This is a genomic window from Ruegeria sp. BH8 (genome assembly GCF_056538065.1).
Window position 1 is genome coordinate 969298 of sequence record NZ_JBQFSP010000001.1, and the last position, 23553, is coordinate 992850.

The window sequence follows — 23553 nt, forward strand, 5'->3', positions numbered from 1 at the left end:
ACACAAAACGTGAACATGAGTAGAACAAAAGAAAACACATGAGCGACGAGGTGTGAGCAATGCTGACCAAGAAGCAATTGGATTTGTTGAAATTCATCCAAAAACGCGTGCAGGCGGACGGTGTTCCGCCCAGTTTCGATGAAATGAAGGCCGCGCTTGACCTGCGGTCGAAATCCGGCATCCACAGGCTGATCACTGCACTGGAGGAACGTGGCTTTATTCGTCGCCTCGCGCATCGTGCCCGCGCGATTGAAATTGTGAAACTTCCCGAAAGCCTTGGCGGCGAACCAACTGCCGGTTTTTCACCCCGCGTGATCGAGGGTGACAGGCCCAAGGGCCCCCGCCCGACCAATATTGAGCCAGTTGCTGTGGATGCGCTGGAATTGCCGGTGATGGGTCGGATCGCGGCGGGTGTCCCCATTGAGGCGATCAGCCACGTGTCTCATCACGTAGCGGTCCCCGGCCCCATGGTTTCCGGAAAAGGCCAGCACTATGCGCTAGAGGTTCGCGGCGACTCGATGATCGACGCGGGCATCAATGACGGGGATGTGGTCGTCATCCGCGAAACCGCGACTGCTGATAACGGTGATATCGTGGTTGCACTGGTAGAAGATCAGGAAGCGACGCTGAAACGCTTTTTCCGCCGCGGCAACGCTATTGCACTCGAAGCGGCCAACCCGGCTTATGAGACGCGCGTTCTTCCCGAAGAAATGGTCAAGGTTCAGGGTCGCCTAGTCGGTCTGATCCGGACCTATTAATCTTGCTTCAAACGACGGTCCCCGGCGGGCTTCGGGGACCAGAGCCGTTGGCCTGTCAGTTCTGCGCTGGAAGTCAGCTTTCCGTCCGACAATGACAGGCTGCCGGTTTCGCTCAGGTGATCCGGATCGAAGATGGCGCACGCGCCCGCAAGGGGCAGCGCGACCGTCGAAACAATGATCTGGTTGTGTTTGCATTCGTCGAACGCGCGCGCAGCCTTTTTGCCCGAAATATGGATGATTTCCATATCCTGATAAGGGTATCGCTGAACGGTGCTGCTATCCGGCCATCGGCCTGCTGCCGCAATCTGATCAACACCGTCACCGTCATTCTCCAGCCAGACGCTGGCGACAAACCCACTGCCTTTGCTTTTACTCAAGGCCCGACCCTGAGAGGTCATCACGCCGACCAACCCCCCGTTTTCTGCAATCAGAACATCTGGCCTGTGGCCCGAATTCCAAAGCAAAAATGAAAGAATGACGGGCCCGACCCCGTACCAACGCGCGCGCCCTTGCCACAAGGCCAGCCACAAAGCCCCAACAGCAACAAGTGGCAATACATACCAGGGCGGACTGACTACAAAACCCTGAGCACCGCCGAGATGCGACACCCAGTTTGACACCCACAGGATCCAACGCAGAGCCCAGCCCATTACGGTCAGCGGGACAGCCTCCAACCCAAAAGGGGCCGCCAGTGCGGCGGCAACTGCCGCAGGTACAACAACAAGGCCCATCACGGGCACTGACAGCAGATTCGCCAGCAATCCATAGTGAGACATCGTATTGAAATGCGCAGCGCCAATTGGGGCCGTGGCAAGCCCAGCTATCGCCGAGGACATTACCACGCCAGCAATCGGCTTTAACCAATTCGGGCCCGGTAACGGACCCACCTTTTGCAATGCGCCGAAGACGGCGACCAAGGCTGTCGTTGCTGCAAAGGACATCTGAAACCCCGGGCTCAGCAGCGACTCGGGCCAAAGAACCAGAACGATCAGCGCAGCAACAGAAACCGCACGCAACGAGATCGCACGCCTGTCGATCAACACGGCCCCCAGCATGACACTGACCATGACATAGGCGCGTTCGGTTGCAATATTCCCGCCGGATAGCAGTAAATAAAGCGTTGCCGCGATCAGCGCGAACACAGCCGCAACTTTTCGAACAGGTAGCCTCAATGCCACGTAGGGGATCAGTGACAAACCAATGCGACAGGCCACAAAAACAAAACCCGTCAGTAACCCCACGTGAAGCCCGGAAATGGCAAGCAAATGCGCCAGGTTCGACGCGCGCAGGGACAAGAGAGTCTCTTGCCCCATACCACTGCGATCACCTGTGGTGACGGCAGCAGCAAACCCACCGATTTCTCCGGGCAGGATTTGTTTCACTCGCCGCGATATCGCCATTCGGATTGCGGTAATCCGAACACCGCCAATACCGTCTTTGGCTGGCGCAATCGTCAAAACAGGAACGCGGGTATACCCGACTGCACCCAGCCCCTGAAACCAGGCATGGCGACGAAAATCGAACCCGCCAGGTTCAACCGGGCCCTGCGGCGGCGAAAGATGCGCTGTGGTCATGATCCGTTGGCCAGGCGCAAAAGGGTCTGTCGTGCCATGAACAGAAAGACGGATGCGTCGCGGCCTGCGCTCATTCGGTACGTCCCCTACGCGCACCTGATCGAGCGTCAACCGCAACGCATCCGAGGCAGACCGATCCATGGCGACGACCCTCCCCTCGACAGGGCCATAGTACCGCCAGGACAGAACCGGTTCTGCCACCATATGGGCGCGAGTACCTGCCAGTATAACACCGACCGCAATCAGCGCCCCCCCGGTCGCTAACGTTCCCACCCCCGGTGGCAGCCGGCGGCTTAAGGCAAAAAGAGCCAGGAACAAGCAAAACAGACCTGCGTATACCGGCCAGCCGGGCTCGCTCCGGGCACCGAAATAGAGACCGATCCCCGTTGCCAGCATGACTGGCGTCCACGGAAACAGGTACCCTGTCTGGTGCAGCAGCGCGGCCTCGACCCGTGCAAGAACACGCATGGTTGCCCCCGTCCTTCGGGCTCGTTAGACAGGCGTCAAACTATGCCAGATACGGTTACCAAAAGGTTAATCCTCAACATGTCCGAACAGGTCGTCACACGTTTTGCCCCCTCGCCCACAGGTTTTCTGCACATCGGTGGCGCGCGCACCGCATTGTTCAACTGGCTTTACGCCCGCGGACGTGGTGGAAAGTTCCTGCTGCGGATCGAAGACACCGACCGGGAACGCTCGACCCCCGAGGCGACCGCCGCGATCCTTCAGGGCATGGAATGGCTGGGACTGGACCATGATGGCGACGTAATCAGCCAGTTCGAAGGAGCTGCCCGGCATGCTGAAGTCGCGCACCAGCTTCTGGCCGAGGGAAAGGCATATAAATGCTTCTCGACGCAGGACGAAATTGCCGCCTTTCGTGAACAGGCACGGGCGGAGGGCAAGTCGACCCTGTTCCGCAGCCCCTGGCGTGACGCTGATCCTTCAGCACATCCCGACCTGCCATTTGTCGTTCGCATCAAGGCTCCGCAGGACGGCACAACAGTGATCCGCGATCAGGTTCAGGGCAACGTGACCATTCGCAACGACCAACTGGATGACATGGTTTTGCTGCGTTCCGACGGGACACCGGTCTACATGCTGGCAGTGGTGGTCGACGATCATGATATGGGTGTTACCCATGTCATTCGCGGCGATGACCACCTCAATAACGCGGCGCGCCAGATGATGATCTATGAGGCAATGGGCTGGGATGTTCCGGTCTGGGCCCATATTCCGCTGATCCACGGGCCAGACGGTAAGAAACTGTCCAAACGCCATGGCGCGCTTGGCGCGCAGGAATATCAGGCCATGGGCTATCCCGCCGCTGGAATGCGCAACTATCTGGCCCGCTTGGGCTGGAGTCATGGTGACGATGAATTCTTTACCGATGCACAGGCAAAGGACTGGTTTGATCTGAACGGCATCGGCAAAAGCCCTGCCCGGTTTGATCTGAAAAAACTGGAAAACCTGTGTGGTCAACACATCGCCATCTCTGATGATGCTGCGCTGCGGCGTGAAATCGAAGCGTACTTGGCCGCAGCCGCTTTACCGCCCCTGACAGATTCACAATCCAGTGATTTGGAACGTGCGATGTATTGCCTCAAGGATCGGGCGCGGACTTTTCCTGAACTCCTTGAAAAAGCTCATTTTGTTCTGACAGGACGCCCGATTGTTCCCGACGAGAAAGCGGCAAAGGCGCTGGCATCTGTATCCGACGGTATACTGGAAGAATTGACGCCGCAGCTGCAAAATGCTAGCTGGTCTCGGAACGAACTGGAGGAGACCCTGAATTCCTTTGCCGAGTCAAAGGAGCTCACGTTCGGCAAGCTGGCTGGCCCGCTCAGGGCCGCGTTGGCTGGTCGGGCCGTCACGCCTTCGGTTTTTGACATGATGCTTGTGCTGGGACGGGATGAAACCCTGGCGCGGCTTTCAGAAGCAGCGAAGTAACCCGAATTTCATAAACGGGTAACGCTGCTCCGCTAACACCCGGACTGCGCGAAAGCGCGCAGTCGTTGCCCGCACTGCCCCAGGTTTCTTTGGCGTGCGCATGAATGAAGAAGGGATACCCATGACTGACAGCAACAAAACAGCCACTCTGACCGTTCACGGCAAAGAGTATGAGTTGCCGGTTCATTCCCCGACCGCCGGTCCGGATGTCATTGATATTCGAAAGCTTTACGGTCAGGCAGGTGTATTCACCTATGACCCCGGTTTCACTTCGACAGCAAGCTGCGACAGCACCATAACCTTTATCGATGGTGAGAAAGGCGAGTTGCTGCACCGCGGCTATCCAATCGACCAACTGGCCGAAAAATCGCACTTTCTTGAGGTCTGCTACCTTCTGCTCTACGGAGAGCTGCCGGTCGCAAAAGATCTGGAGAAATTCGAAACCACAATCACCCGACACACCATGCTGCATGAGCAGATGCAGTATTTCTACCGTGGTTTCCGCCGCGACGCGCACCCGATGGCCATCATGGTCGGTGTTGTCGGTGCAATGTCGGCCTTCTATCACGATTCGACCGATATCGCGGACCCGCACCAGCGCGAGGTCGCCTCGCATCGCCTGATCGCCAAAATGCCGACAATCGCAGCATGGGCTTTCAAATACCACACAGGGCAGCCCTTCGTGTATCCGCGCAATGACTTGGACTATGCGTCGAACTTCCTGCGCATGTGTTTCAGCGTTCCCGCCGAAGAATATGAGGTCAACCCGATCCTCAGCCGCGCGATGGACCGTATCTTCACGCTTCACGCGGACCACGAGCAGAATGCGTCAACGTCTACCGTGCGTTTGGCATCGTCATCGGGCGCAAATCCGTTTGCATGTATCGCCGCTGGTATTGCCTGCTTGTGGGGGCCGTCCCACGGCGGCGCCAACCAGGCATGTCTGGAAATGTTGGAAGAGATCGGTACCGTAGATCGCATTCCCGAATTCATCGCCCGTGCCAAAGACAAAAACGACCCGTTCCGCCTGATGGGCTTTGGCCACCGCGTGTACAAAAACTTTGACCCACGCGCAAAGGTGATGAAGCAGTCGGCCGACGAGGTTCTGGATCTGCTGGGCATTGAAGACAACCCGAAACTGCAGGTCGCTAAAGAGCTGGAACGCGAAGCGCTGGAAGACCCGTATTTCGCCGACAAAAAGCTGTTCCCGAACGTTGACTTCTATTCGGGTATCATCCTCGAGGCGATGGGGTTCCCGACCTCAATGTTCACACCAATCTTCGCACTTTCGCGGACTGTTGGCTGGGTAAGCCAGTGGAAAGAAATGATTGAAGATCCACAGAACAAGATCGGCCGTCCGCGTCAGCTGTATCTGGGTGAGACGCTGCGCGACTACGTAGACATCGAAAACCGCTGAGCCGTTTGAGTTCGCAATCAATCCAGAAGGCCCCGGTTAAACCGGGGTCTTTTGCTTTCGTTACTGAAGCAGCGGACGGTTCGGCGTTTGGTTTCAGAACAAGCTCATTTGATCCCCGGGTTGCGGCGGAACTGCAAACCGGTCGCATCGTAACGGAGCGGATTTGATCGAAAGCCCCAGTCTTTTGCAGGTTTTAGCAAACCTCAGGGCGATGAGCTCGGCGTATTCCCCCTCACCCCGCATCCTGTGCCCCCAGCGTGGATCATAGTCGCGCCCGCCATGCATTTCACGCAGCTTGGACATGACCTTTTCTGCACGGGCGGGTTCATGCTCTGCCAGCCAGTCCTGCCAAAGCTGAGATACTTCGCGGGGCAATCGCAACATGATCCAGCTTGCCGCATCTGCGCCCGCCTCTTTTCCAGAGTCCAACAGGTTCTCCAACTCATGATCTGTCAGCCCAGGCACAATAGGCGAGGTCATTACGCGAACCGGAACGCCCGCATCGGTCAACGCTTTGATCGTCTGCAACCGACGCGCCGGAGACGGTGCGCGAGGCTCCATCCGCCGGGACAGACCTGCATCCAGCGTGGTGAGCGATATACCAACCCGCGCCAATCCCCGGCTGGCCATGTCAGCCAGAATATCCAGATCACGCTCGATCAATGTTCCTTTGGTCACGATTGCGACCGGGTGGTTGAATTCTTGCAAGACCTCAAGGCACGACCTTGTAATCAGGCGGTTTTTTTCGATGGGCTGGTAAGGGTCAGTGTTTGTCCCGATCGCGAGCGTGGCGACCTTGTAGGACTTTGCCGACAGTTCCTTGCGCAGAACGATGCTCATGTTGGGGCGCGCAATAAGGCGGGTTTCGAAATCCAGTCCTGCGGACAAGCCCAGATAGGCATGGCTTGGTCTGGCGAAACAATAGACACAGCCATGCTCACACCCCCGATACGGATTGATCGAACGGTCAAAAGGCAAATCGGGTGAACGGTTATAGGTGATGGCACTGCGCGCCACCTCATCCCGCGTCTCGGTTCGCAGGGGCGGCAAGTCTTCATCGATGACCCACCCGTCATCAACAGCCTGCGTTGCAAACCGTTCAAAACGCCCGGTCGTATTGGACGTCACCCCCCTTGCTTTGATGATATGCCCGATGCTCACGGCACATGTGTTCCCTTTTTGTTCCTACCGCACGATAAGCCTGAAACGAATCCTGTGCAAGCCAGCCCCGCGAAGAAACCGGGAAGCATTGATGAAAAATAAACAGGATAATATTGCAGACTTTTCAATCGAGCCGGTGCCATTTTTGGCATATAGGTCGGTCCCGAAACGACCAACGTCGCAATCGTCACAGTCAGAATGCGACGTTTTGGCCAAAACGGAAAAAATGCCACCACGGGCCGATGGCCCGCCCAGCACAGGGAATACCCCATGTCCGACGAAGAAGATATCGTCCTGTCCGAACTGAATGATGACGAACTGGTCGATCAGATGTTCGACGATCTCTATGACGGATTGAAAGAAGAGATCGAAGAAGGCACCAATATCCTGCTGGAACGCGGATGGACGCCGTATGACATCCTGACCAAAGCTCTGGTTGGCGGCATGACCATTGTGGGCCATGACTTCCGCGACGGCATTCTGTTCGTTCCCGAGGTTCTGCTGGCAGCCAACGCGATGAAAGGCGGCATGTCGATCCTCAAGCCGCTGCTGGCCGAAACCGGTGCTCCGCGTGTTGGCAAGATGGTCATCGGCACCGTGAAGGGTGACATCCACGATATCGGCAAGAACCTTGTGTCGATGATGATGGAAGGTGCAGGATTCGAGGTTGTAGATCTGGGAATCAACAACCCGGTCGAGAATTACCTGGAAGCACTGGAAACGGAACAGCCCGACATTCTGGGCATGTCCGCCCTGCTGACCACCACGATGCCCTACATGAAAGTCGTTATCGACACCCTGGTCGAACAGGGCGTGCGCGACGATTACATTGTTCTGGTCGGTGGCGCGCCGCTGAACGAAGAGTTCGGCAAAGCCATCGGTGCAGACGCCTACTGCCGTGACGCTGCGGTTGCAGTGGAAACCGCCAAGGATTTCGTGGGCCGCAAGCACAACCAACTGGCTGGCTAAGACCTTTAAGGTTTTTCTTAAAAGACCGCCCATTTCGGGCGGTCTTTTTCGTTTTAGCGCTCCGCCCCTTCATGAGGTGTATCGTTTATCCGTTTGTAAACGAAAGTGCGGTTAAAAAACCGAAACGTCCAAGTTTCGGGGGTTCCGTGCCGCAGTCTTTCACAGCCATTTCGTTGGGCAAACTTGCCGATATCGATATCGCCGAGGGCAACAATGTCGCCGAAAACGCCTCTGCCCTGGTTGGGCAAACCTTCGGTCACGCGGACGCGCCGTTGGCGCATAACAGCGTGACGTGGAACGTGGTTGGAAACTCCGGCTCTGCCTATGACATGAACAACATATCTGCCAATGATCGGTTTTCGATCGACGGCGGCGCGCCGCAAACCTTTGATGGCACATCAGTGTACCACGCCACCGTCACTTATTTTGACGGCACAAGTGCAAACATTACTGCCGTTGTCGCGCAGGATGTGGATGGCAACACATATTTGGTGCCTGAGTTCTCGGCCAATGCAGATCAAGCCGCTCTGGAAGCGGGGCCTATACATTCGATCACCTTCAACAGCCTTGCTGGCAATCGATATTCAGGCATGGTGTCCAGCCGTGAAGACTGGGACCTGGTCCCCTGCTTTACCTCTGGCACGCTGATCAGAACCCGCAAAGGGGAACGCCCAGTGGAAACGCTGCGCCCCGGCGACTGGGTGGAAACCCTTGATCACGGGTTTCAAACGGTGCGCTGGGTCGGGCAGCGGCGGGTTCAGGCGGTTGGCGTGTTCGCGCCGGTCCTGTTCAAGGCAGGCGCGCTTGGGAACACCCGCGATCTGCTGGTGTCGCAGCAACACAGGATGCTGATCCAGAGCTGGCGCCTGGAACTGCATACCGGCCAAAACGAAGCACTGGCCCCCGCCAAACACCTGATCAACGGACATGACATCATCCTCAAACCCGGCGGGGTCGTAACCTACATTCACATTCTGTTTGATCAGCATGAGCTGCTCTGGTCGGAAGGCTGCCTGAGCGAGAGCTTTCATCCCGGTGCCCAAAGCTGGAACGCCCTTGAACAGTCAGCCCGACAAGAGATCCTGTCCTTGTTCCCCGAGATATCAAAGCAAGGTACTGTCGCCTACGGCCCGCCCGCTCGGCCTCTGTTATCGGCATTCGAAACACGAACGTCGGCAGCCTGACACGAGATGTCGGAAGAAGGCTTGCCTGCAAGCTGTTTTCATTCTCTTGTGCTATGAGCCCATAAGGATGCCGATCCATGCCAAGCGATACGTTACCAGATGATGCAAGCCTGACGACCAAAGGCTATGACGGCGTGGAAAACGCAAGCATCCTGCTGATCGCCTGCGGGGCGCTTGCGCGCGAAATTCTGGATATCAAAACGCGCAACGGCTGGGATCACATGGCGCTGACCTGCCTGCCTGCAATCCTGCATGTTCATCCGGAACGGATCACCCAAGCAGTTGAAGACAGCGTGGCCAAACACCGCGACAGGTTCGAAAAAATCTATGTGGTTTACGCCGATTGCGGAACCGGAGGTCTGCTGCAATCCGCTTGTGAAAAACTGGGCGTCGAGATGGTAAAAGGCCCTCATTGCTATTCGTTCTTCGAAGGCAATCAGGCCTTTCAGGAACGCGGCGAGGACGAAACAACTGCCTTCTACCTGACTGATTTTCTGGCCCGCCAGTTCGACGCATTTGTCTGGAAACCACTGGGTCTGGATCGCCACCCGGAACTGCGGGACATGTATTTCGGCAATTACACCAAACTGATTTATCAGGCCCAGATCGACGATCCGAAACTGACCGAACGCGCACGGGAATGCGCGGACCGCATGGGATTGGCGTTCGAACGGCGTTTCACCGGCTACGGCGATCTGGAAACCACTTTGTCAGACTGGGCAAACCGCCCTGAGTGACCTCAGGCGTTTTCCTGCGCGACCTGGCGGATGCGTTCAATCATGGCCCGCAGACCATTGGACCGCTGCGCTGACAGATGATCGTTCAAGCCCAATCGGGCCAGTTCCGCTGCCGCATCGACCTGCGGCACCTCGGACACCGGCAGACCGTTGTATAGGGACCGAAGCACGGCGATCAGCCCGCGAACGATCAGCGCGTCACTGTCACCATCAAACTTGAACACACCTGCTTCGATCATCGGGTGCAGCCAGACCTGACTGGCGCAGCCGTGAACCTTTGTCGCCGGAACCTTCAACGCGTCATCCAAAGGCTCCATCGCCTTGCCCTGTTCGATGACATGGCGATACCGGTCTTCCCAGTCTTCGAGAAACTCGAAATCCTCGACAATGTCTTCAAAGGCAGGCGTGGCCATGGCGCAGTGATCCTTTCGTTGAAATCACAATGTGACCTATGCCGACGACCACCTGCTGTCCAGCCCCAGCTGTGGCTTTTCAACGCGAAGAATATACGCTAACCCATTGTCTGAATTCGTGTGAAAAGCAGTGGGTCTATGCAAAAGTCTCTGTTCGTTCTTATCATCGCCATGCTGACCCTGACTGCCTGCGGCAGCTGGCGCGACTCGCGGGTGAATCCGTCAAACTGGTTTGGCTCCAGCAAGTCTGTGAAGTCTGAAACACCGCCGGACCCAAATGCCGCCGATGCGTTGGTTCCCAAGGCAAGAGAGGGAAGCGGCCTGTTTTCGCGCCCAGATGCCGAAGACACCAGTGTTCCAATCGCCAAAATCGATGAGCTGCGGATCGAGCCAATACCGTCAGGCGCGATCATTTATTCCTCTGGCACCGCGCTTCGGCAGGGTGCCTATAACGCACGCTTGGTTTCGGTTAATTCAGAAGAAAACAAAGAAAAGGGAATTCTGGAATTTGTATTCCGCGTGAACTACCCCAACTCAGAGACCCCGCAAGGATCTGAACGAACAAGAATGGTGTCGGATGCCATAAATGTTTCGACTCAGGATCTTGAAGGCATTCGCCTGATCCGTGTCGTCGGGCAACAGAACACCTTGGAATCGCGGCGGCGGTAATCGCCGTTAAAGTGAGACGACCTTGACCGCCTGCCCTTTGGCCGCCAGCGCGATTTTCCCCTCGCACAGTTTCAGCGCGTCTTCACCAAAGACTTCGTAACGCCAACCTGACATCGCGGGCAATTCTCGCTCGCCCGCGGCAATCTGGTCCAACTCGGAACTTGTTGCGATCAGCTTGGCCGCAACGCCCGAACTTTCGGTTTTGGATTTCAGCAGAACCCGAAGCAAGTCGGCCAAAGCCGGGTTGACCTTCAGGTTGTCACGGGAATTGTCGATCTTCGGCAGATTTTCCTGCGGACAATTTGTGCCCTTCGTCACCGCAGCAAGAATACCTTCGGCAATCGGTCCTTTTCGCGCCTCGCGCAACAAAAGGCGCGATCCACCGAGATCGGCGATTGTCTTGGGCTTGGTCGACGCCAGTTCGATCAAGGCGTCATCCTTGAAGACCCGGTTGCGCGGTACATTATGTTCCTGCGCATACCTTTCGCGGAACTGCGCCAGCTCGCGCACAACAGCCAAGAACTTGGCCGAGTTGGTTCGCGTTTTGACCCGCTTCCACGCCTCTTCGGGGCGAATGTCATACGTGGCAGGCTGTGTCAGCGTCCGCAGCTCTTCAGCAACCCAGTGGCTGCGCATCGTCTTTTTGAGTTCCGCAGCAAGATATTCGTAGATCTTGCGAAGATGCGTCACATCCGCCAATGCATATGTTTTCTGGGCTTCCGTCAAAGGACGACGGGACCAATCGGTGAACCGCGACGTCTTGTCGACGCCCTGTTTGCAGATTTTCCGCACCAGCGTCTCATAGCCGACCTGCTCGCCAAACCCGCAGACCATTGCGGCGACCTGTGTGTCGAACAACGGGTTGGGAAAAACACCGGCCTCGACCCAGAAAATCTCAAGATCCTGACGCGCGGCGTGAAACACCTTGACCACGTTCTCGTTTCGGAAAAGCTCATACAGCGGTTCGAGAGACAGGCCATCAACCAGCGGATCAACCAGAACCGCGCTGTCTTCATCATCAGAGGGAAGCGCCAGTTGCACGAGGCACAGTTTCGAATAATAGGTCCGCTCGCGCAGAAACTCGGTATCGACTGTGATGTATGGATAGCTTGCGGCCGCCTTGCAGAAATCAGCCAGTTCTTGCGTCGTCGTCAGAGTTTTCATGCGCCGTACTAGTTTTGCTCTTGCTCTTGTGAGTGCCCGTAATTTCCCTCGCCCCCAAGCGATACCGACGACCATAGGACGATTTTCAGGCGAGTGTAAATCACCCTCGGAACCTCACTGCATGAGAACGGGTGACCTGTTGCCTTCGGCAATGCGGCGCAGCACCGCTGGATAAAGTTCATGTTCCCGGATCAGAACTTTTGAAGCCAGAGTTTCCGGGGTATCCGCTGGTTCGATATCCACCCGTGCCTGACCCAGAATTGGGCCATCATCCAGAGCCGCCGTCACCTCATGGACCGAGCAGCCATGCTCCGTATCGCCCGCTTCAATTGCGCGGGCGTGGGTATGTAACCCCTTGTATTTGGGCAGCAATGAGGGGTGGATGTTCAGCATTCGCCCCTGAAAGCGCGTTACGAAATCCGCGGTCAGGACCCGCATGAACCCGGCCAGACAGACAATATCCGGCCGCGCGTCTTCCAAAGGCTTTAGCAACTCAGCCTCAAAGGCTGCGCGATTGCCCTTGAATGGCCGGTGATCGACCACTGCGGTCGGAATGCCACGGTCCGCAGCTTTTTTCAGCCCCCCCGCCTGCGCATCGTTGGACAGGACTAAACAGGGCCGCGCCGGATGATCACCGGTCATGCTGTCGACAAGCGACACCATGTTGGACCCGCCCCCAGAAATCAGGATCGCGACGCGCTTGTGGTTCACAGCAGTTTGCCCGAATAGGCAACTCCGGGCGTTTCGGTGACCGTACCGATCCGCGACACCGTCTCGCCAGCCTCGGCCAGCAAGGTCGAAAGCTGATCGGCCTTATCTGGATCGCACACCATGATCAGACCGATGCCACAGTTGAAGGTCTTGAGCATCTCAGCTTCCGCGATACCGCCAATCTGCGCCATCCAGCTGAAAACAGACGGCAATTGCCAGCTGTCCAGATCAATCTGGGCCCCCAACCCTTCCGGCAGTACGCGCGGCAGGTTCTCGGTCAGACCGCCACCGGTGATATGGGCCAGTGCATGAACTCCACCTTCGCGGATCGCGGACAGGGCCGGTTTGACATAAAGGCGCGTTGGCGTAAGCAGCGCCTCGCCCAGCGAACCTTCACCAAAGGGGCACGGTGCATCCCAGCCCAGACCAGACAGTTCGACGAGTTTACGTACCAGTGAATACCCGTTGGAATGCACTCCGTTCGAGGCCAGACCAAGCAGCACGTCCCCCGCCTGCACTCCGGAAGGCAGGTCAGCGCCGCGTTCCATTGCCCCGACCGAAAAGCCGGCCAGATCGAAATCGCCATCAGGGTACATGCCTGGCATCTCGGCAGTTTCGCCACCAATCAGAGCGCAGCCGGATTGTGCACAGCCTTCGGCAATTCCTTCAATGATCCGCGCGGCTGTATCTGTGTCCAGCTTGCCTGTCGCGAAATAGTCGAGAAAAAACAGGGGCTCGGCCCCCTGACAGATCAGGTCATTGACACACATGGCCACCAGATCGATGCCAACCCCATCCACGACGCCGGTATCGATCGCAATTCGCAGTTTTGTACCAACCCCGTCCGTGGCACCAACCAGAATGGGATCCTGATACCCAGCAGCTTTCAGGTCGAACAGTGCGCCAAAACCGCCCAGACCGCTCATCACACCGGGGCGGTTGGTTCGCTTTGCTGCGGGCTTGATCCGGTCAACCAGAGCATTGCCCGCGTCAATATCCACGCCTGCATCGGCATAGGTGATTCCGTTCTTGCCCGCTGTCATGGCCAGTTCCTTTTGAATGCTTTGCGGGCGGGTTATTCGATTGTGGCGTTTGTTGCAACGGTCAGGCTTGACGCGGCTGTTCACCGTGATACGCAATGCGCCTAGGCGGGCCTGTAGCTCAATTGGTTAGAGCAGAGCGCTCATAACGCTTTGGTTGGGGGTTCGAGTCCCTCCGGGCCTACCAAATCACCGCCACGTTCCTTGAACACACCGCCCATCCTGCTGGTTTTGTTTGTATTTATGACCTCAGGCGTTCGTCACGTCTTGCGTACCCTGTCCACATACGCTTGGAAATCAGAAGAATTTATTCAGTTCATCGATTTTCGCTTTCGGTTTAATCGCCGTGGGATGACAGGTCTTACTAAAAACTCCGAAATCATCTCGCGAGAAATCCAGCGCCTCGGCTCAGAACATCGTCATATTGGCGCAGGTTTGGAGCGGCAAAGGTGCCAGGCGTTTACCGGCCAATAATTATATCCGCGCACAAACCGCCCAGGCGTTCACTTTTGGCCAGTCTCAGAGTTCCACCATGGGCGCGCGCAACGTCCGCCACGATCGCCAACCCCAAACCCACGCCACTGCCCTGATTCTGGTTGCGCGCTGGGTCGAGCCGCGTAAAGGGTTTGACCGCCTCTGTGCGCTGCTCTGCGGGAATTCCAGGGCCATCATCTTCGACACGGATGCGCATCGACTTGGCGTTCAGCGACAGGCTGACCTCAGCACGGCTGCCGTAGCGCACGGCGTTGCCGATCAGGTTTTCAACGGCCCGACGAACAGCCATAGGGCGCAGCATTGCCGTTCCCTCACCCTCGACAGTGACCAACTCGGCCCGATGCCCTGCCCGATTGGCGTCATCCACAATCTGTCGAACAAATTCCGCCGGGTTGATTTCCTCGGGCGATCCTTCGGACGCCCCGCGCGAAAATTCGAGGAATGCATCAACCAAGGATTGCATTTCCGCCACGTCCTGTAGCAAAGGTCGTGCCTCATCCTCAGGTAACATTGCCAGTCCAAGTTTCAGGCGCGTCAGAGGCGTGCGCAGGTCATGACTGACGCCGGACAACATCAGCGTCCGTTGTTCGATCTGACGTTCGATCCGTGACCGCATATCCAAAAACGCATTCCCCGCCGCGCGTACTTCGATGGCACCGCCCGGTGAATATGGTACGCTCCGCCCTCGTCCAAACGCCTGCGCCGCATTGGCCAGCCGTGTGATAGGGCGCAACTGGTTTCGCATGTACAGAAATGAAATCGAGGTCATTATGATCGCGAAAAACAGCATCGTCACGATCAACTGATGCGGCGCCGCTGGCGACAATCTGCGCCGGTCAAAGGTCAGTTCCAGCACCCCCAGATGTGTATCCAGGTACAGACGCGCTTCGCGGCTGCTTGGCAACGCTACAGCACTCAGCTCTGGCAACCTTGCACGAAGCTCGGCCTCGACCTGCGGTGCTATGAAGTCGTACCACCGTGGACGGTCAATTTTGGGAGTTTCGTTGGCGGGCAGAAATCTGGCCTGCATTTCCAGCGCCAGAAGATCCGGGCGCACTTCGGCCAATGCCTGGTGCTGCGTCTCGGCCCCCTCCATCATGGTGGTGATCAGCATCACTTCCCTTGAGGCTGCGCGCGTCATCTGGTCAGTGACATCTTCCAGATGCTTTTGAAGAAAAGCAACTCCAACGACCAGAAGCAGCACGATCACAGGAAGAACCAGAATCAATGCTGCCCGGGCGTAAAGGCTGCGTGGCATATATGGTTTGAGCCAGTGCGTGGACATGCGCTAAACCTAGCGGGCTGCCCGGACAAGAGAAAGAGCACAGAATGCAGGCACCAGACGAATTCAATCCACCCGCTGGTGTTGCGACAGAATTGCAACCGGGTCTTCGGCGCATTCTGGCCCCCAACCCGTCACCGATGACCTATCGCGGCACCAACACCTATCTGCTGGGCGATCGTGACATTGCCGTCATTGATCCCGGCCCCGCAAGCGAAGAGCATTTGAACGCGATCCTGAATGAACTGCGACCTGGCCAGAGAATCAGCCACATACTCGTCACGCACACACATCTGGATCACTCACCCTTGGCAGCACCCCTTGCCGCGCGAACAGGGGCTGCGATCTATGCGTTTGGTGGTCCCGAATCCGGTCGCAGCGCTGTTATGGCGACCCTTGCAGCGCGTGGATTGGCCGGAGGTGGCGAAGGCATCGACACCGCGTTTCGTCCGGATATCGAGGTTGCGGATGGTGAGGTCATCTTTGGCGATGACTGGCAGCTTGAGGTTATTCACACTCCGGGGCATCTGGGAAACCACATTGCCCTGGCATGGCAGGATACCTGTTTCACCGCCGACCATGTGATGGGATGGGCCAGTTCGCTGGTGTCACCACCGGACGGAGACCTGACCGATTTCATGACAGCCTGCCACCGCCTGCGCGCGCGCGACTGGTCGGTTTTTCACGCGGGCCACGGTGCGCCAATTTCAGACCCTGCCGCGCGATTGGACTGGCTGATCCGACACAGGCAAAACCGCGAAGCTCAGATTCTGACTGCCTTGGAGGATGCAGACGGAACGGCGCGGCAATTGGCCAAGCGTATCTACACCGACACACCCGCAACCCTGCTGCCAGCCGCGGAGCGGAACGTTTTTGCCCACCTCGTTGATCTGACTGGAAAAAAACAGGTGTCACCACACGGCGAACTATCTGCCACTGCAATTTTTCGCAGAGATCCTTGACGCCCGAAAAAAAATTTAAGTTCGCGTGCTTAACCTCTGGACGCCGGGAATCCGGATTGCTATACGCCCCTCAGTTCCGGCGTAGCTCAGCGGTAGAGCAGTTGACTGTTAATCAATTGGTCGTAGGTTCGATCCCTACCGCCGGAGCCAAAACTTCCCAATATTCAACCTTTTGTCAGGGTCAGAAACCACATCGGTATTCTGGGGCTTTTTCGTTGAAAAAATAATATCCGCCCTCTGGACGCCGGATACTCCGGTTGCTATACGGCGCGGACCGTTCCGGCGTAGCTCAGCGGTAGAGCAGTTGACTGTTAATCAATTGGTCGTAGGTTCGATCCCTACCGCCGGAGCCAATTTACCCCGCTAGATCACATCTCACCCCGCAAGGGCATCCTTGAAATCTGCACGCAGGTTGCGTTTCAGCACCTTTCCGGTTGCGTTCAGCGGCAGCGCGTCAACAAAAACAACCTTGTCCGGAATCTGCCATTTGGCAATTTTCCCTTCGAAAAAGGCCAGAAGTTCCTTTTCGCTTGGATTCTCGCCATCAGCCCTTACTGCAACTAGCAAGGGGCGTTCGTCCCATTTCGGATGCGGAACACCGACCACGGCGGCAGTTGCCAGTTTCGGATGCGCAACAGCGATGTTTTCAAGTTCGACCGAGCTGATCCACTCCCCTCCGGACTTGATGATGTCCTTGGATCGGTCACGAATGGTCATGTAACCATCGGTGTCCAGCGTTGCGACATCGCCTGTGGCGAACCAACCGTCTTGCAACAGATCCTGATCCTGCATCAGGAAATAGCTGTCCAGTACCCAATGCCCCCGCACCATCAGATCGCCCTGCGTTTCACCGTCATGTGGCAGATCTTTGCCGTCATCATCCACGATTTTCAGTTCAACCCCAAACGGTGGCCGACCCTGACTCAGACGGATAAGGTGTTGTTCTTCAAGCGGCAGCACCAGATGTTTGGCCAATGGGTAGTTGGCCGTACCAAGCGGGCTCATCTCGCTCATTCCCCACGCATGTACCGTATCGACGTCATATTTATTCCGGAAAGTCTCCATCATCGAAGGTGGGCAAGCGGCACCTCCAATCACGGTCCGTTCGAGGCTTTTCAAACTCGTCCCGCATTTGGCTGCATGCGCCAACAGTCCCTGCCAGATTGTAGGCACCCCCATGGCCAGCGTCACGCCATAGGTGTCGATCAGATTGACCAGCGCCTCGCCATGCAAATCCGGGCCGGGTAAAACCAGTCGCGATCCGGACATGGCGCAGGCATAAGGCGAGCCCCATGCATTAACGTGGAACATAGGAACGACGGGCATCACGACATCCATCGCCGAAAAGCCGATCACGTCGCGCGTATTCGACGCGAAACTGTGCAGGACCGTCGATCTGTGGGAATAAAGAACCCCCTTGGGATGGCCGGTTGTACCCGACGTGTAACACAGCCCTGACGCGGTGTTTTCATCCAGTTCAGGCCAATCAAAGGCCGCGTCACCGGTTTCGATCAGCTCATCATAAAATTTCAGGTCGGGTATCTTTGCTGCAGCGTCATCGTTGCGGGGGCCCATCAGAACAAAATGGCGAACATCCGTCAGCGCACCGTGCAAGGCAGCAACCAGCGGGACGAAGGTTGCATCAAAGAACAACACCCGATCCTGAGCATGGTTGATAATGTAAGTCAGTTGTTCAGGAAAAAGCCTCGGATTGACCGTGTGACAGACATATCCCGCACCCGAGGTGGCATAATAGATCTCCAGATGCCGACGATTGTTCCAGGCCAGCGTCCCGACCCTGTCCTGCGGCTCCAGACCCAGCTGCGCCAGGGCCGACGCCAAACGCCGGGCGTTCACGGCTATCTCGGACCAATTGGTTTCTGTCACTGATCCATCCGTTTCGACCGAGAAAATCTCGGTCTGACCGTGGTAACGCTGTGCGTGATCAATCAGCGACGAAATCAGCAAAGGCTGTGTCATCATCTGTCCCAGCATGGACATCCTCCCGTCATGGGCGGGACCTTGCCTGGCCCCTGCCTGTTCCGTCTGGCACAGACAGGCAGGGGTGTTCCCCGTCACGTCAGTCCAGCCGTTTCCTATAAGGAACCCTGCCAATCATTTAATTGTCTGACAATAAAAGAATGCAACCCACACCGGTAGCGGAATACATCCCGTCGCCTAATCCCGGTGTTTCAGCGCGTAGGCGACCAATGCTGCGGTCGACCCATCCTTGCCCTCGGCGCTTTCTTCGCCATCCACGATGGGGCCAAGCGAATTGGCCAGTTCCTTGCCCAGCTCAACCCCCCACTGGTCGAAAGAGTTGATGCCCAGCAACACGCCTTCGACAAACACCCGGTGTTCATAAAGCGCAATAATCTGACCCAACACAAACGGTGTGAGTTTGGGGTAAATCAATGTTGTCGAGGGACGATTGCCGGGGAAAACCCGGTGCCGGGCCTGCCGGTCCAGTTCATCACCCAGATACCCCTGCTGCGTCATGCGTTGGCGCGCTTCTTCGAACGAACGGCCACGCATCAGGGCCTCGGACTGCGCCAGACAATTGGCCAAAAGCAGACGGTGGTGATGGGTCAGTTCTGGTTCATGCCCCTCGGCCGCAACCATGAATTCGCAGGGAATGACATCTGTGCCCTGATGGATCAGCTGGTAAAACGCGTGTTGTCCATTGGTGCCCGGCTCACCCCAGACGACAGGTCCTGAAGGCATGGTCAAGGACGACCCATCCATCGCCACGGATTTGCCATTCGATTCCATTTCCAACTGCTGGAAATATGCGGGCAGACGCAAAAGCCGCTGGTCATAAGGCAGCACCGCACGACTTGTATGCCCCAGAACCTGACGATGCCAGATGCCAACCAATGCCAGCATCACAGGCATGTTTTCATCCCAGTCAGCCGAGCGGAAGTGCAGGTCCATCGCCTGCCCGCCGCGTAAAAACGCGTCAAATGCGTTTGAACCAACAGCAATCATGACCGGCAAGCCGACCGGCCCCCAAACCGAATAACGCCCACCGACCCAATCGGCGAATCCGAAGACATGCGCCTCGGGAATACCGAAGGCTTTCGTCTTGTCCAAAGCGCTGGAAACGGCGGCAAACTGGCGCGACGGATCGCCCCCGCCTTCGGACATCCACGCGCGGGCGGTGCGTGCATTGGTCATTGTTTCGATTGTGGTGAAGGTTTTTGAGGCGACAATGACCAGCGTGCGCGTCGGGTCGAGCTGCCGCAACGTATCCGCGATATGCGCCCCATCCACGTTCGAGACGTAATGCACCCGTGGTCCATCGTGATAAGGTGCCAGCGCCAATGTGGCCATGACAGGGCCGAGGTCTGACCCGCCGATGCCGATATTGACCACATCGGTAAAGTTGCCCCCCGCTCCAGCGATAGCACCGCCACGCACCTCCTCAGCGAACACGCGCATCCGTTGCAGCGTATCCAGAACCTCGGGCATAACGTCCTGACCGTCCACTTCAACCGGCCCGCCATCAAGGTTGCGCAAGGCCGTGTGCAACACCGCGCGCCCTTCGGTCTCGTTGATCTTCTCGCCCGCGAACATCGCATCACGCCGAGACGCAAGACCAGCCTCTGCACACAATTGAATGAGCGCGGATCGCACCACATCATCGATCTGTGTTTTTGAATAGTCGAATACCACATCCCCGGTTGAGGCTGAAAATACTTCGGCCCGGTTTGCATCTGCCGCAAACAGGTCAAGGATACGACGGTCACTTGTCGTCTGAGCCAGTGTTTTCAAAGCATCCAGATGCATTGCTTTACTCCGCCCAGTGTACGGTCATGCCACCAAGAACTGCGGCGATCGGTGCCTCTTCCGGTGGTAGCGACATGGCTTTTTCAAGAACGGCGCGTTTTGCCTGTCCATAGATGATCAGATGTTTCGACAGCGCCCCGTCCAGGACCGGAGCGGTCAGGGAAATTCGCGCCTCTGGCTGCGTTTCGGTCCGGGCGACGATCAACGTAGGTGCATCACTGCGCAATGCCTCGTCCAGCCCTTCCATTCCCGGAAACAATGAGGCCGTGTGCATGTCTTCGCCCATTCCTAGTACCAGCACCGACAATGGCAATACCGGCGCAATCAGCGACTCGATTTCGGGCAACGCTGCCTCAGGTTCTGAATCAGGGACATAAAGCGGAATGTATTGTGCCACAGAGGCCCGGCTGGTCAGCAACCTTTCGCGGATCAAACGTTCGTTCGAGCGGTCATGATCTGCTGGCACACAGCGTTCATCCGTCGGCAACACACGCACACGATCCCATTCAAGATCAGCGGCACACAGGCTATCAAAAACAGGGCCCGGAGTTGTTCCCCCAGGAACGGCCATTGCAACGGTATCATGGTGCAGCAATGCGGCCTCAAGGTCGCCCGCCAGCACGTTGGCCACGTCGATGGCAAGCATTTCGCGATCAGCATATTCCTGAATTTTCATGGCTTTATCCCTTGCCAGTGACGTCCGTCACGTTTCATCAGAAGTTCGGCGTCGCCCGGCCCCGTGCTGCCGCTGTCATAAGGCTTGGGCACATCCCCACGTGCCAACCATCCGGCGATGATCGGATCGGTCCAGGCCCAGGCGGCCTCGACCTCATCCCCGCGCATGAACAGGGTCTGGTTTCCGCGGATCACGTCCATCACCAGGCGTTCATACGCATCTGGCGGGTCCTGATTTTCGGGGCCCAGGGCTTCGGCAAAGCTCATGTCCAAGGGAACGTCGATCAGTCGCATCCCCCCCTGCCCGGGTTCCTTGATCGTCACCTTCAGCGTGATCCCCTCGTTCGGCTGCAACCGGATCGACAACGTATTTGCATGGCGCCCCGCCTCTTCCCCGAATATCGAATGCGGCGCGTCCTTGAACATCACGTTGATCACCGACGAGCGCGCCACCAGACGCTTACCGGTGCGCAGGTAGAACGGCGTACCTGCCCAACGCCAATTGCTGATATGGGCCTTCAACGCCACATAGCTTTCGGTGGTTGATCGCGGATTGCCAACGCAGTCCCGGTACCCCGGCCCGTCTGGACCGACCGCAAACTGCCCCCGCACGATGTGGTGCGGTTCAACCGGATCAAGCGCCCGGATCACTTTAAGCTTTTCATCCCGAACTGCGTCAGGATCAAACTTGGCCGGAGGTTCCATCGCAATCAGGCAGAGCAGCTGCATCAAGTGGTTCTGCACCATGTCCCGCATCGCACCCGCCCGCTCATAATAGTCTTCGCGCCCTGCGACACCAACAGTTTCCGCAACCGTTATCTGGATATGGTCGACATACTGGCTGTTCCACAGCGGTTCGAACAGCATATTGCCAAACCGGACCGCCATCAGATTCTGGACGGTTTCCTTGCCCAGATAATGGTCGATACGGTAAATCTGATTTTCATCAAAATGCGCGGCCAGTGTTGCATTCAACTCCCGTGCGCTCGCCAAATCATGTCCAAACGGCTTTTCGACCACAATACGGGTTTCTTCTGTCACCAGATCATACGCCCTAACCCGCTGGGCCAATGGTCCGAACAGGCTGGGACCGACTGAGAAATAGAAAGCGCGAACCCGGTCGGGCGATAGTTTTTCACTCAGTACATCCCAACCATCCGTCGTCAGGGCATCCAGCGACACATAGTCGACCCGTTGCAGGAAATGGTTCAGGGCTTGCGAATCCTGCGCCCGTTCCGAAGCGTGCCGATGCAGCGACGCAGCTACCATGTTTCGAAAATCATCCGCCGAATGACCGGCACGCGCGGCTGCTATTATCCGGGCATCCTCGTGCCACTGACCCGCACAATACCGACGGTAAAGCGCAGGCAGGATTTTGCGCTGCGCCAGATCACCGGTGCCGCCGAAAATGATCAGATCAAATGGATCAACAGGGATGACACGTGAAACCATGAGTTGTCCTTACCCTGACACTTCCAGCATGTCCAATGTTAGCGCAACCAAAATTCAATAAATCTCGCTGTTCAAAACTCTGTCAGAACCCCTGTGCCAGACTTACCAAACCCGCGACAAAGGGCTAGATCAGTTCGACAACTTCAACGAACCGGATGTGGGAATGAAAGACAACGCCCCTCAGCTTGCCAATGTCGGCAAGTTTCAGCGTAAACTGGTAACGGCCGACGGCCAGACCCGCGCAAAGGTTTCCCTTACCAACCCTCAGACGCTGTGGTTCAATACCGGCACGCTGTGCAATATTGAATGCGTCAACTGCTATATCGCCAGCAGCCCGACCAATGACGCGCTGGTTTATATCACTGCGGACGAGGTTCGTGACTATCTTGATCAGATCAAAGCCCGCAATTGGCCGGTGCGTGAAATTGGTTTTACGGGCGGCGAGCCCTTCATGAACCCCGAGATGATCGACATGACACGCGACGCGCTGGAGCGTGGGTACGAAGTGCTGATTCTGACCAACGCGATGGCCCCGATGATGCGCCGCAAGATGCGCGACGGGCTGCTGGCATTGCAAAAGACATTCAATGACAAGATGACCCTGCGTGTTTCCGTAGATCATTACCGGGCAGAACTGCACGACCTTGAACGCGGCAAAGGAAGCTTTGAAAAAACCCTGACGGGTATGAAGTGGCTGCGCGATCACGGCTTTAACATGGCTGTCGCCGGACGCACCGTTTGGGATGAGTCTGACACGGAAAGTCGCGCGGGTTACGCCGCATTCTTTTCAGATCATGGCTTTGACATTGACCCGCATAACCCGGCACAGACCGTCCTGTTTCCCGAGATGGACGAAACTGTCGAAGTACCCGAGATTACAACGGCTTGCTGGGGAATACTGAGTAAGTCACCCGATGCATTGATGTGTGCCAGCGCCCGCATGGTGGTGAAACGGAAAGGCGCTGACCGGCCTGCCGTGTTGGCCTGCACCCTGCTGCCCTACGAGCCGGAATTCGAGATGGGTCATTCTCTGGCCGAATCCGAGGCTGACGTTCACCTGAACCACCCCCACTGTGCCAAATTCTGCGTGCTGGGCGGCGCCAGTTGTTCTGGCTGATTGGGTCAGGAAGTTCCTGATTTCATTTCAGACGCAT

General features: G+C 56.9%; 20 protein-coding genes and 3 tRNA genes. 12 read left to right on the forward strand and 11 right to left on the reverse strand.

What is annotated here, in order from left to right; translation table 11 throughout:
• Positions 1-59: 59 nt before the first annotated feature.
• Positions 60-758 carry a transcriptional repressor LexA gene (gene lexA / locus ACR0AD_RS04800; protein ID WP_267364515.1) on the forward strand — a complete coding sequence of 233 codons (699 nt, stop codon included), beginning with the start codon at positions 60-62 and terminating at the stop codon, positions 756-758.
• On the opposite strand, the gene ACR0AD_RS04805 is transcribed toward lexA, so the two are convergent.
• Positions 755-2800, reverse strand: a complete 2046-nt coding sequence (locus ACR0AD_RS04805; RefSeq protein ID WP_480485521.1) for a ComEC/Rec2 family competence protein — start codon at positions 2798-2800, stop codon at positions 755-757. The genes lexA and ACR0AD_RS04805 overlap by 4 nt on opposite strands.
• Positions 2801-2878: 78 nt before the next feature.
• On the opposite strand from ACR0AD_RS04805, the gene gltX reads away from it, so the two are divergent.
• Positions 2879-4279 carry a glutamate--tRNA ligase gene (gene gltX / locus ACR0AD_RS04810; protein WP_480486471.1) on the forward strand — a complete coding sequence of 467 codons (1401 nt, stop codon included), beginning with the start codon at positions 2879-2881 and terminating at the stop codon, positions 4277-4279.
• A gap of 121 nt (positions 4280-4400) precedes the next feature.
• The gene (gltA, locus tag ACR0AD_RS04815) at positions 4401-5696 is read left to right on the forward strand and encodes a citrate synthase (protein ID WP_480485519.1); all 1296 of its coding nucleotides are present in this window, start codon (positions 4401-4403) and stop codon (positions 5694-5696) included.
• 93 nt (positions 5697-5789) lie between these two features.
• Here gltA and ACR0AD_RS04820 read toward each other — a convergent pair whose 3' ends face one another.
• Positions 5790-6857 (reverse strand): PA0069 family radical SAM protein, encoded by a 1068-nt coding sequence (locus tag ACR0AD_RS04820; RefSeq protein ID WP_480485518.1) that lies wholly within the window; start codon positions 6855-6857, stop codon positions 5790-5792.
• A gap of 270 nt (positions 6858-7127) precedes the next feature.
• Here ACR0AD_RS04820 and ACR0AD_RS04825 point away from each other — a divergent pair, with 270 nt between their 5' ends.
• The 3 genes from ACR0AD_RS04825 (at position 7128) to ACR0AD_RS04835 (ending at position 9747) form a co-directional block, all read left to right on the forward strand.
• Positions 7128-7826, forward strand: a complete 699-nt coding sequence (locus ACR0AD_RS04825; RefSeq protein WP_209503809.1) for a corrinoid protein — start codon at positions 7128-7130, stop codon at positions 7824-7826.
• A gap of 146 nt (positions 7827-7972) precedes the next feature.
• Positions 7973-9010 (forward strand): Hint domain-containing protein, encoded by a 1038-nt coding sequence (locus ACR0AD_RS04830; protein ID WP_480480762.1) that lies wholly within the window; start codon positions 7973-7975, stop codon positions 9008-9010.
• Positions 9011-9087: 77 nt separating this feature from the next.
• Positions 9088-9747, forward strand: a complete 660-nt coding sequence (locus ACR0AD_RS04835; RefSeq protein WP_480480760.1) for a DUF1638 domain-containing protein — start codon at positions 9088-9090, stop codon at positions 9745-9747.
• Positions 9748-9749: 2 nt separating this feature from the next.
• Here the strand turns inward: ACR0AD_RS04835 and ACR0AD_RS04840 are convergent, their stop codons facing one another.
• A complete protein-coding gene (locus tag ACR0AD_RS04840) occupies positions 9750-10160 on the reverse strand; it encodes a SufE family protein (protein WP_267367543.1) in 411 nt (136 codons plus the stop codon).
• A gap of 138 nt (positions 10161-10298) precedes the next feature.
• Here ACR0AD_RS04840 and ACR0AD_RS04845 point away from each other — a divergent pair, with 138 nt between their 5' ends.
• Positions 10299-10829: a hypothetical protein gene (locus ACR0AD_RS04845; RefSeq protein ID WP_480480758.1), complete on the forward strand. Its 531-nt coding sequence runs from the start codon at positions 10299-10301 to the stop codon at positions 10827-10829.
• Between the two features lie 6 nt (positions 10830-10835).
• Here the strand turns inward: ACR0AD_RS04845 and rnd are convergent, their stop codons facing one another.
• From rnd to purM, 3 genes are all read right to left on the reverse strand, one after another.
• On the reverse strand, positions 10836-11993 hold the full coding sequence (gene rnd / locus ACR0AD_RS04850; protein WP_480480756.1) for a ribonuclease D: 1158 nt from the start codon (positions 11991-11993) through the stop codon (positions 10836-10838).
• A 114-nt stretch (positions 11994-12107) separates the two neighbouring features.
• Positions 12108-12704 (reverse strand): phosphoribosylglycinamide formyltransferase, encoded by a 597-nt coding sequence (gene purN / locus ACR0AD_RS04855; RefSeq protein WP_480480754.1) that lies wholly within the window; start codon positions 12702-12704, stop codon positions 12108-12110.
• Positions 12701-13747, reverse strand: a complete 1047-nt coding sequence (gene purM, locus ACR0AD_RS04860; RefSeq protein ID WP_480480752.1) for a phosphoribosylformylglycinamidine cyclo-ligase — start codon at positions 13745-13747, stop codon at positions 12701-12703. The genes purN and purM overlap by 4 nt, the downstream gene beginning before the upstream one ends.
• A gap of 107 nt (positions 13748-13854) precedes the next feature.
• Here purM and ACR0AD_RS04865 point away from each other — a divergent pair.
• Positions 13855-13931, forward strand: a tRNA-Ile gene (locus ACR0AD_RS04865).
• 273 nt (positions 13932-14204) lie between these two features.
• Here the strand turns inward: ACR0AD_RS04865 and ACR0AD_RS04870 are convergent.
• On the reverse strand, positions 14205-15524 hold the full coding sequence (locus ACR0AD_RS04870) for an ATP-binding protein (RefSeq protein ID WP_480480750.1): 1320 nt from the start codon (positions 15522-15524) through the stop codon (positions 14205-14207).
• A 44-nt stretch (positions 15525-15568) separates the two neighbouring features.
• Between ACR0AD_RS04870 and ACR0AD_RS04875 the strand changes: the two genes are divergently transcribed.
• The 3 genes from ACR0AD_RS04875 (at position 15569) to ACR0AD_RS04885 (ending at position 16836) form a co-directional block, all read left to right on the forward strand.
• Positions 15569-16483 (forward strand): MBL fold metallo-hydrolase, encoded by a 915-nt coding sequence (locus tag ACR0AD_RS04875; protein ID WP_480485516.1) that lies wholly within the window; start codon positions 15569-15571, stop codon positions 16481-16483.
• Between the two features lie 75 nt (positions 16484-16558).
• Positions 16559-16633 (forward strand) — tRNA-Asn (locus tag ACR0AD_RS04880).
• Positions 16634-16761: 128 nt separating this feature from the next.
• Positions 16762-16836, forward strand: a tRNA-Asn gene (locus tag ACR0AD_RS04885).
• A gap of 22 nt (positions 16837-16858) precedes the next feature.
• Here the strand turns inward: ACR0AD_RS04885 and ACR0AD_RS04890 are convergent.
• The 4 genes from ACR0AD_RS04890 to zwf all read right to left on the reverse strand — a co-directional run bounded on the left by ACR0AD_RS04890 (position 16859) and on the right by zwf (position 22399).
• On the reverse strand, positions 16859-18478 hold the full coding sequence (locus ACR0AD_RS04890) for a long-chain-fatty-acid--CoA ligase (RefSeq protein ID WP_480485514.1): 1620 nt from the start codon (positions 18476-18478) through the stop codon (positions 16859-16861).
• Between the two features lie 183 nt (positions 18479-18661).
• Positions 18662-20272: a glucose-6-phosphate isomerase gene (gene pgi, locus ACR0AD_RS04895; protein WP_480485512.1), complete on the reverse strand. Its 1611-nt coding sequence runs from the start codon at positions 20270-20272 to the stop codon at positions 18662-18664.
• 4 nt (positions 20273-20276) lie between these two features.
• Positions 20277-20948, reverse strand: a complete 672-nt coding sequence (gene pgl, locus ACR0AD_RS04900) for a 6-phosphogluconolactonase (protein WP_480480742.1) — start codon at positions 20946-20948, stop codon at positions 20277-20279.
• A complete protein-coding gene (zwf, locus tag ACR0AD_RS04905; protein ID WP_480480740.1) occupies positions 20945-22399 on the reverse strand; it encodes a glucose-6-phosphate dehydrogenase in 1455 nt (484 codons plus the stop codon). The genes pgl and zwf overlap by 4 nt, the downstream gene beginning before the upstream one ends.
• A 163-nt stretch (positions 22400-22562) precedes the next feature.
• Here zwf and ACR0AD_RS04910 point away from each other — a divergent pair, with 163 nt between their 5' ends.
• Positions 22563-23516, forward strand: a complete 954-nt coding sequence (locus ACR0AD_RS04910) for a radical SAM protein (protein ID WP_480480738.1) — start codon at positions 22563-22565, stop codon at positions 23514-23516.
• Positions 23517-23553: the final 37 nt, after the last annotated feature.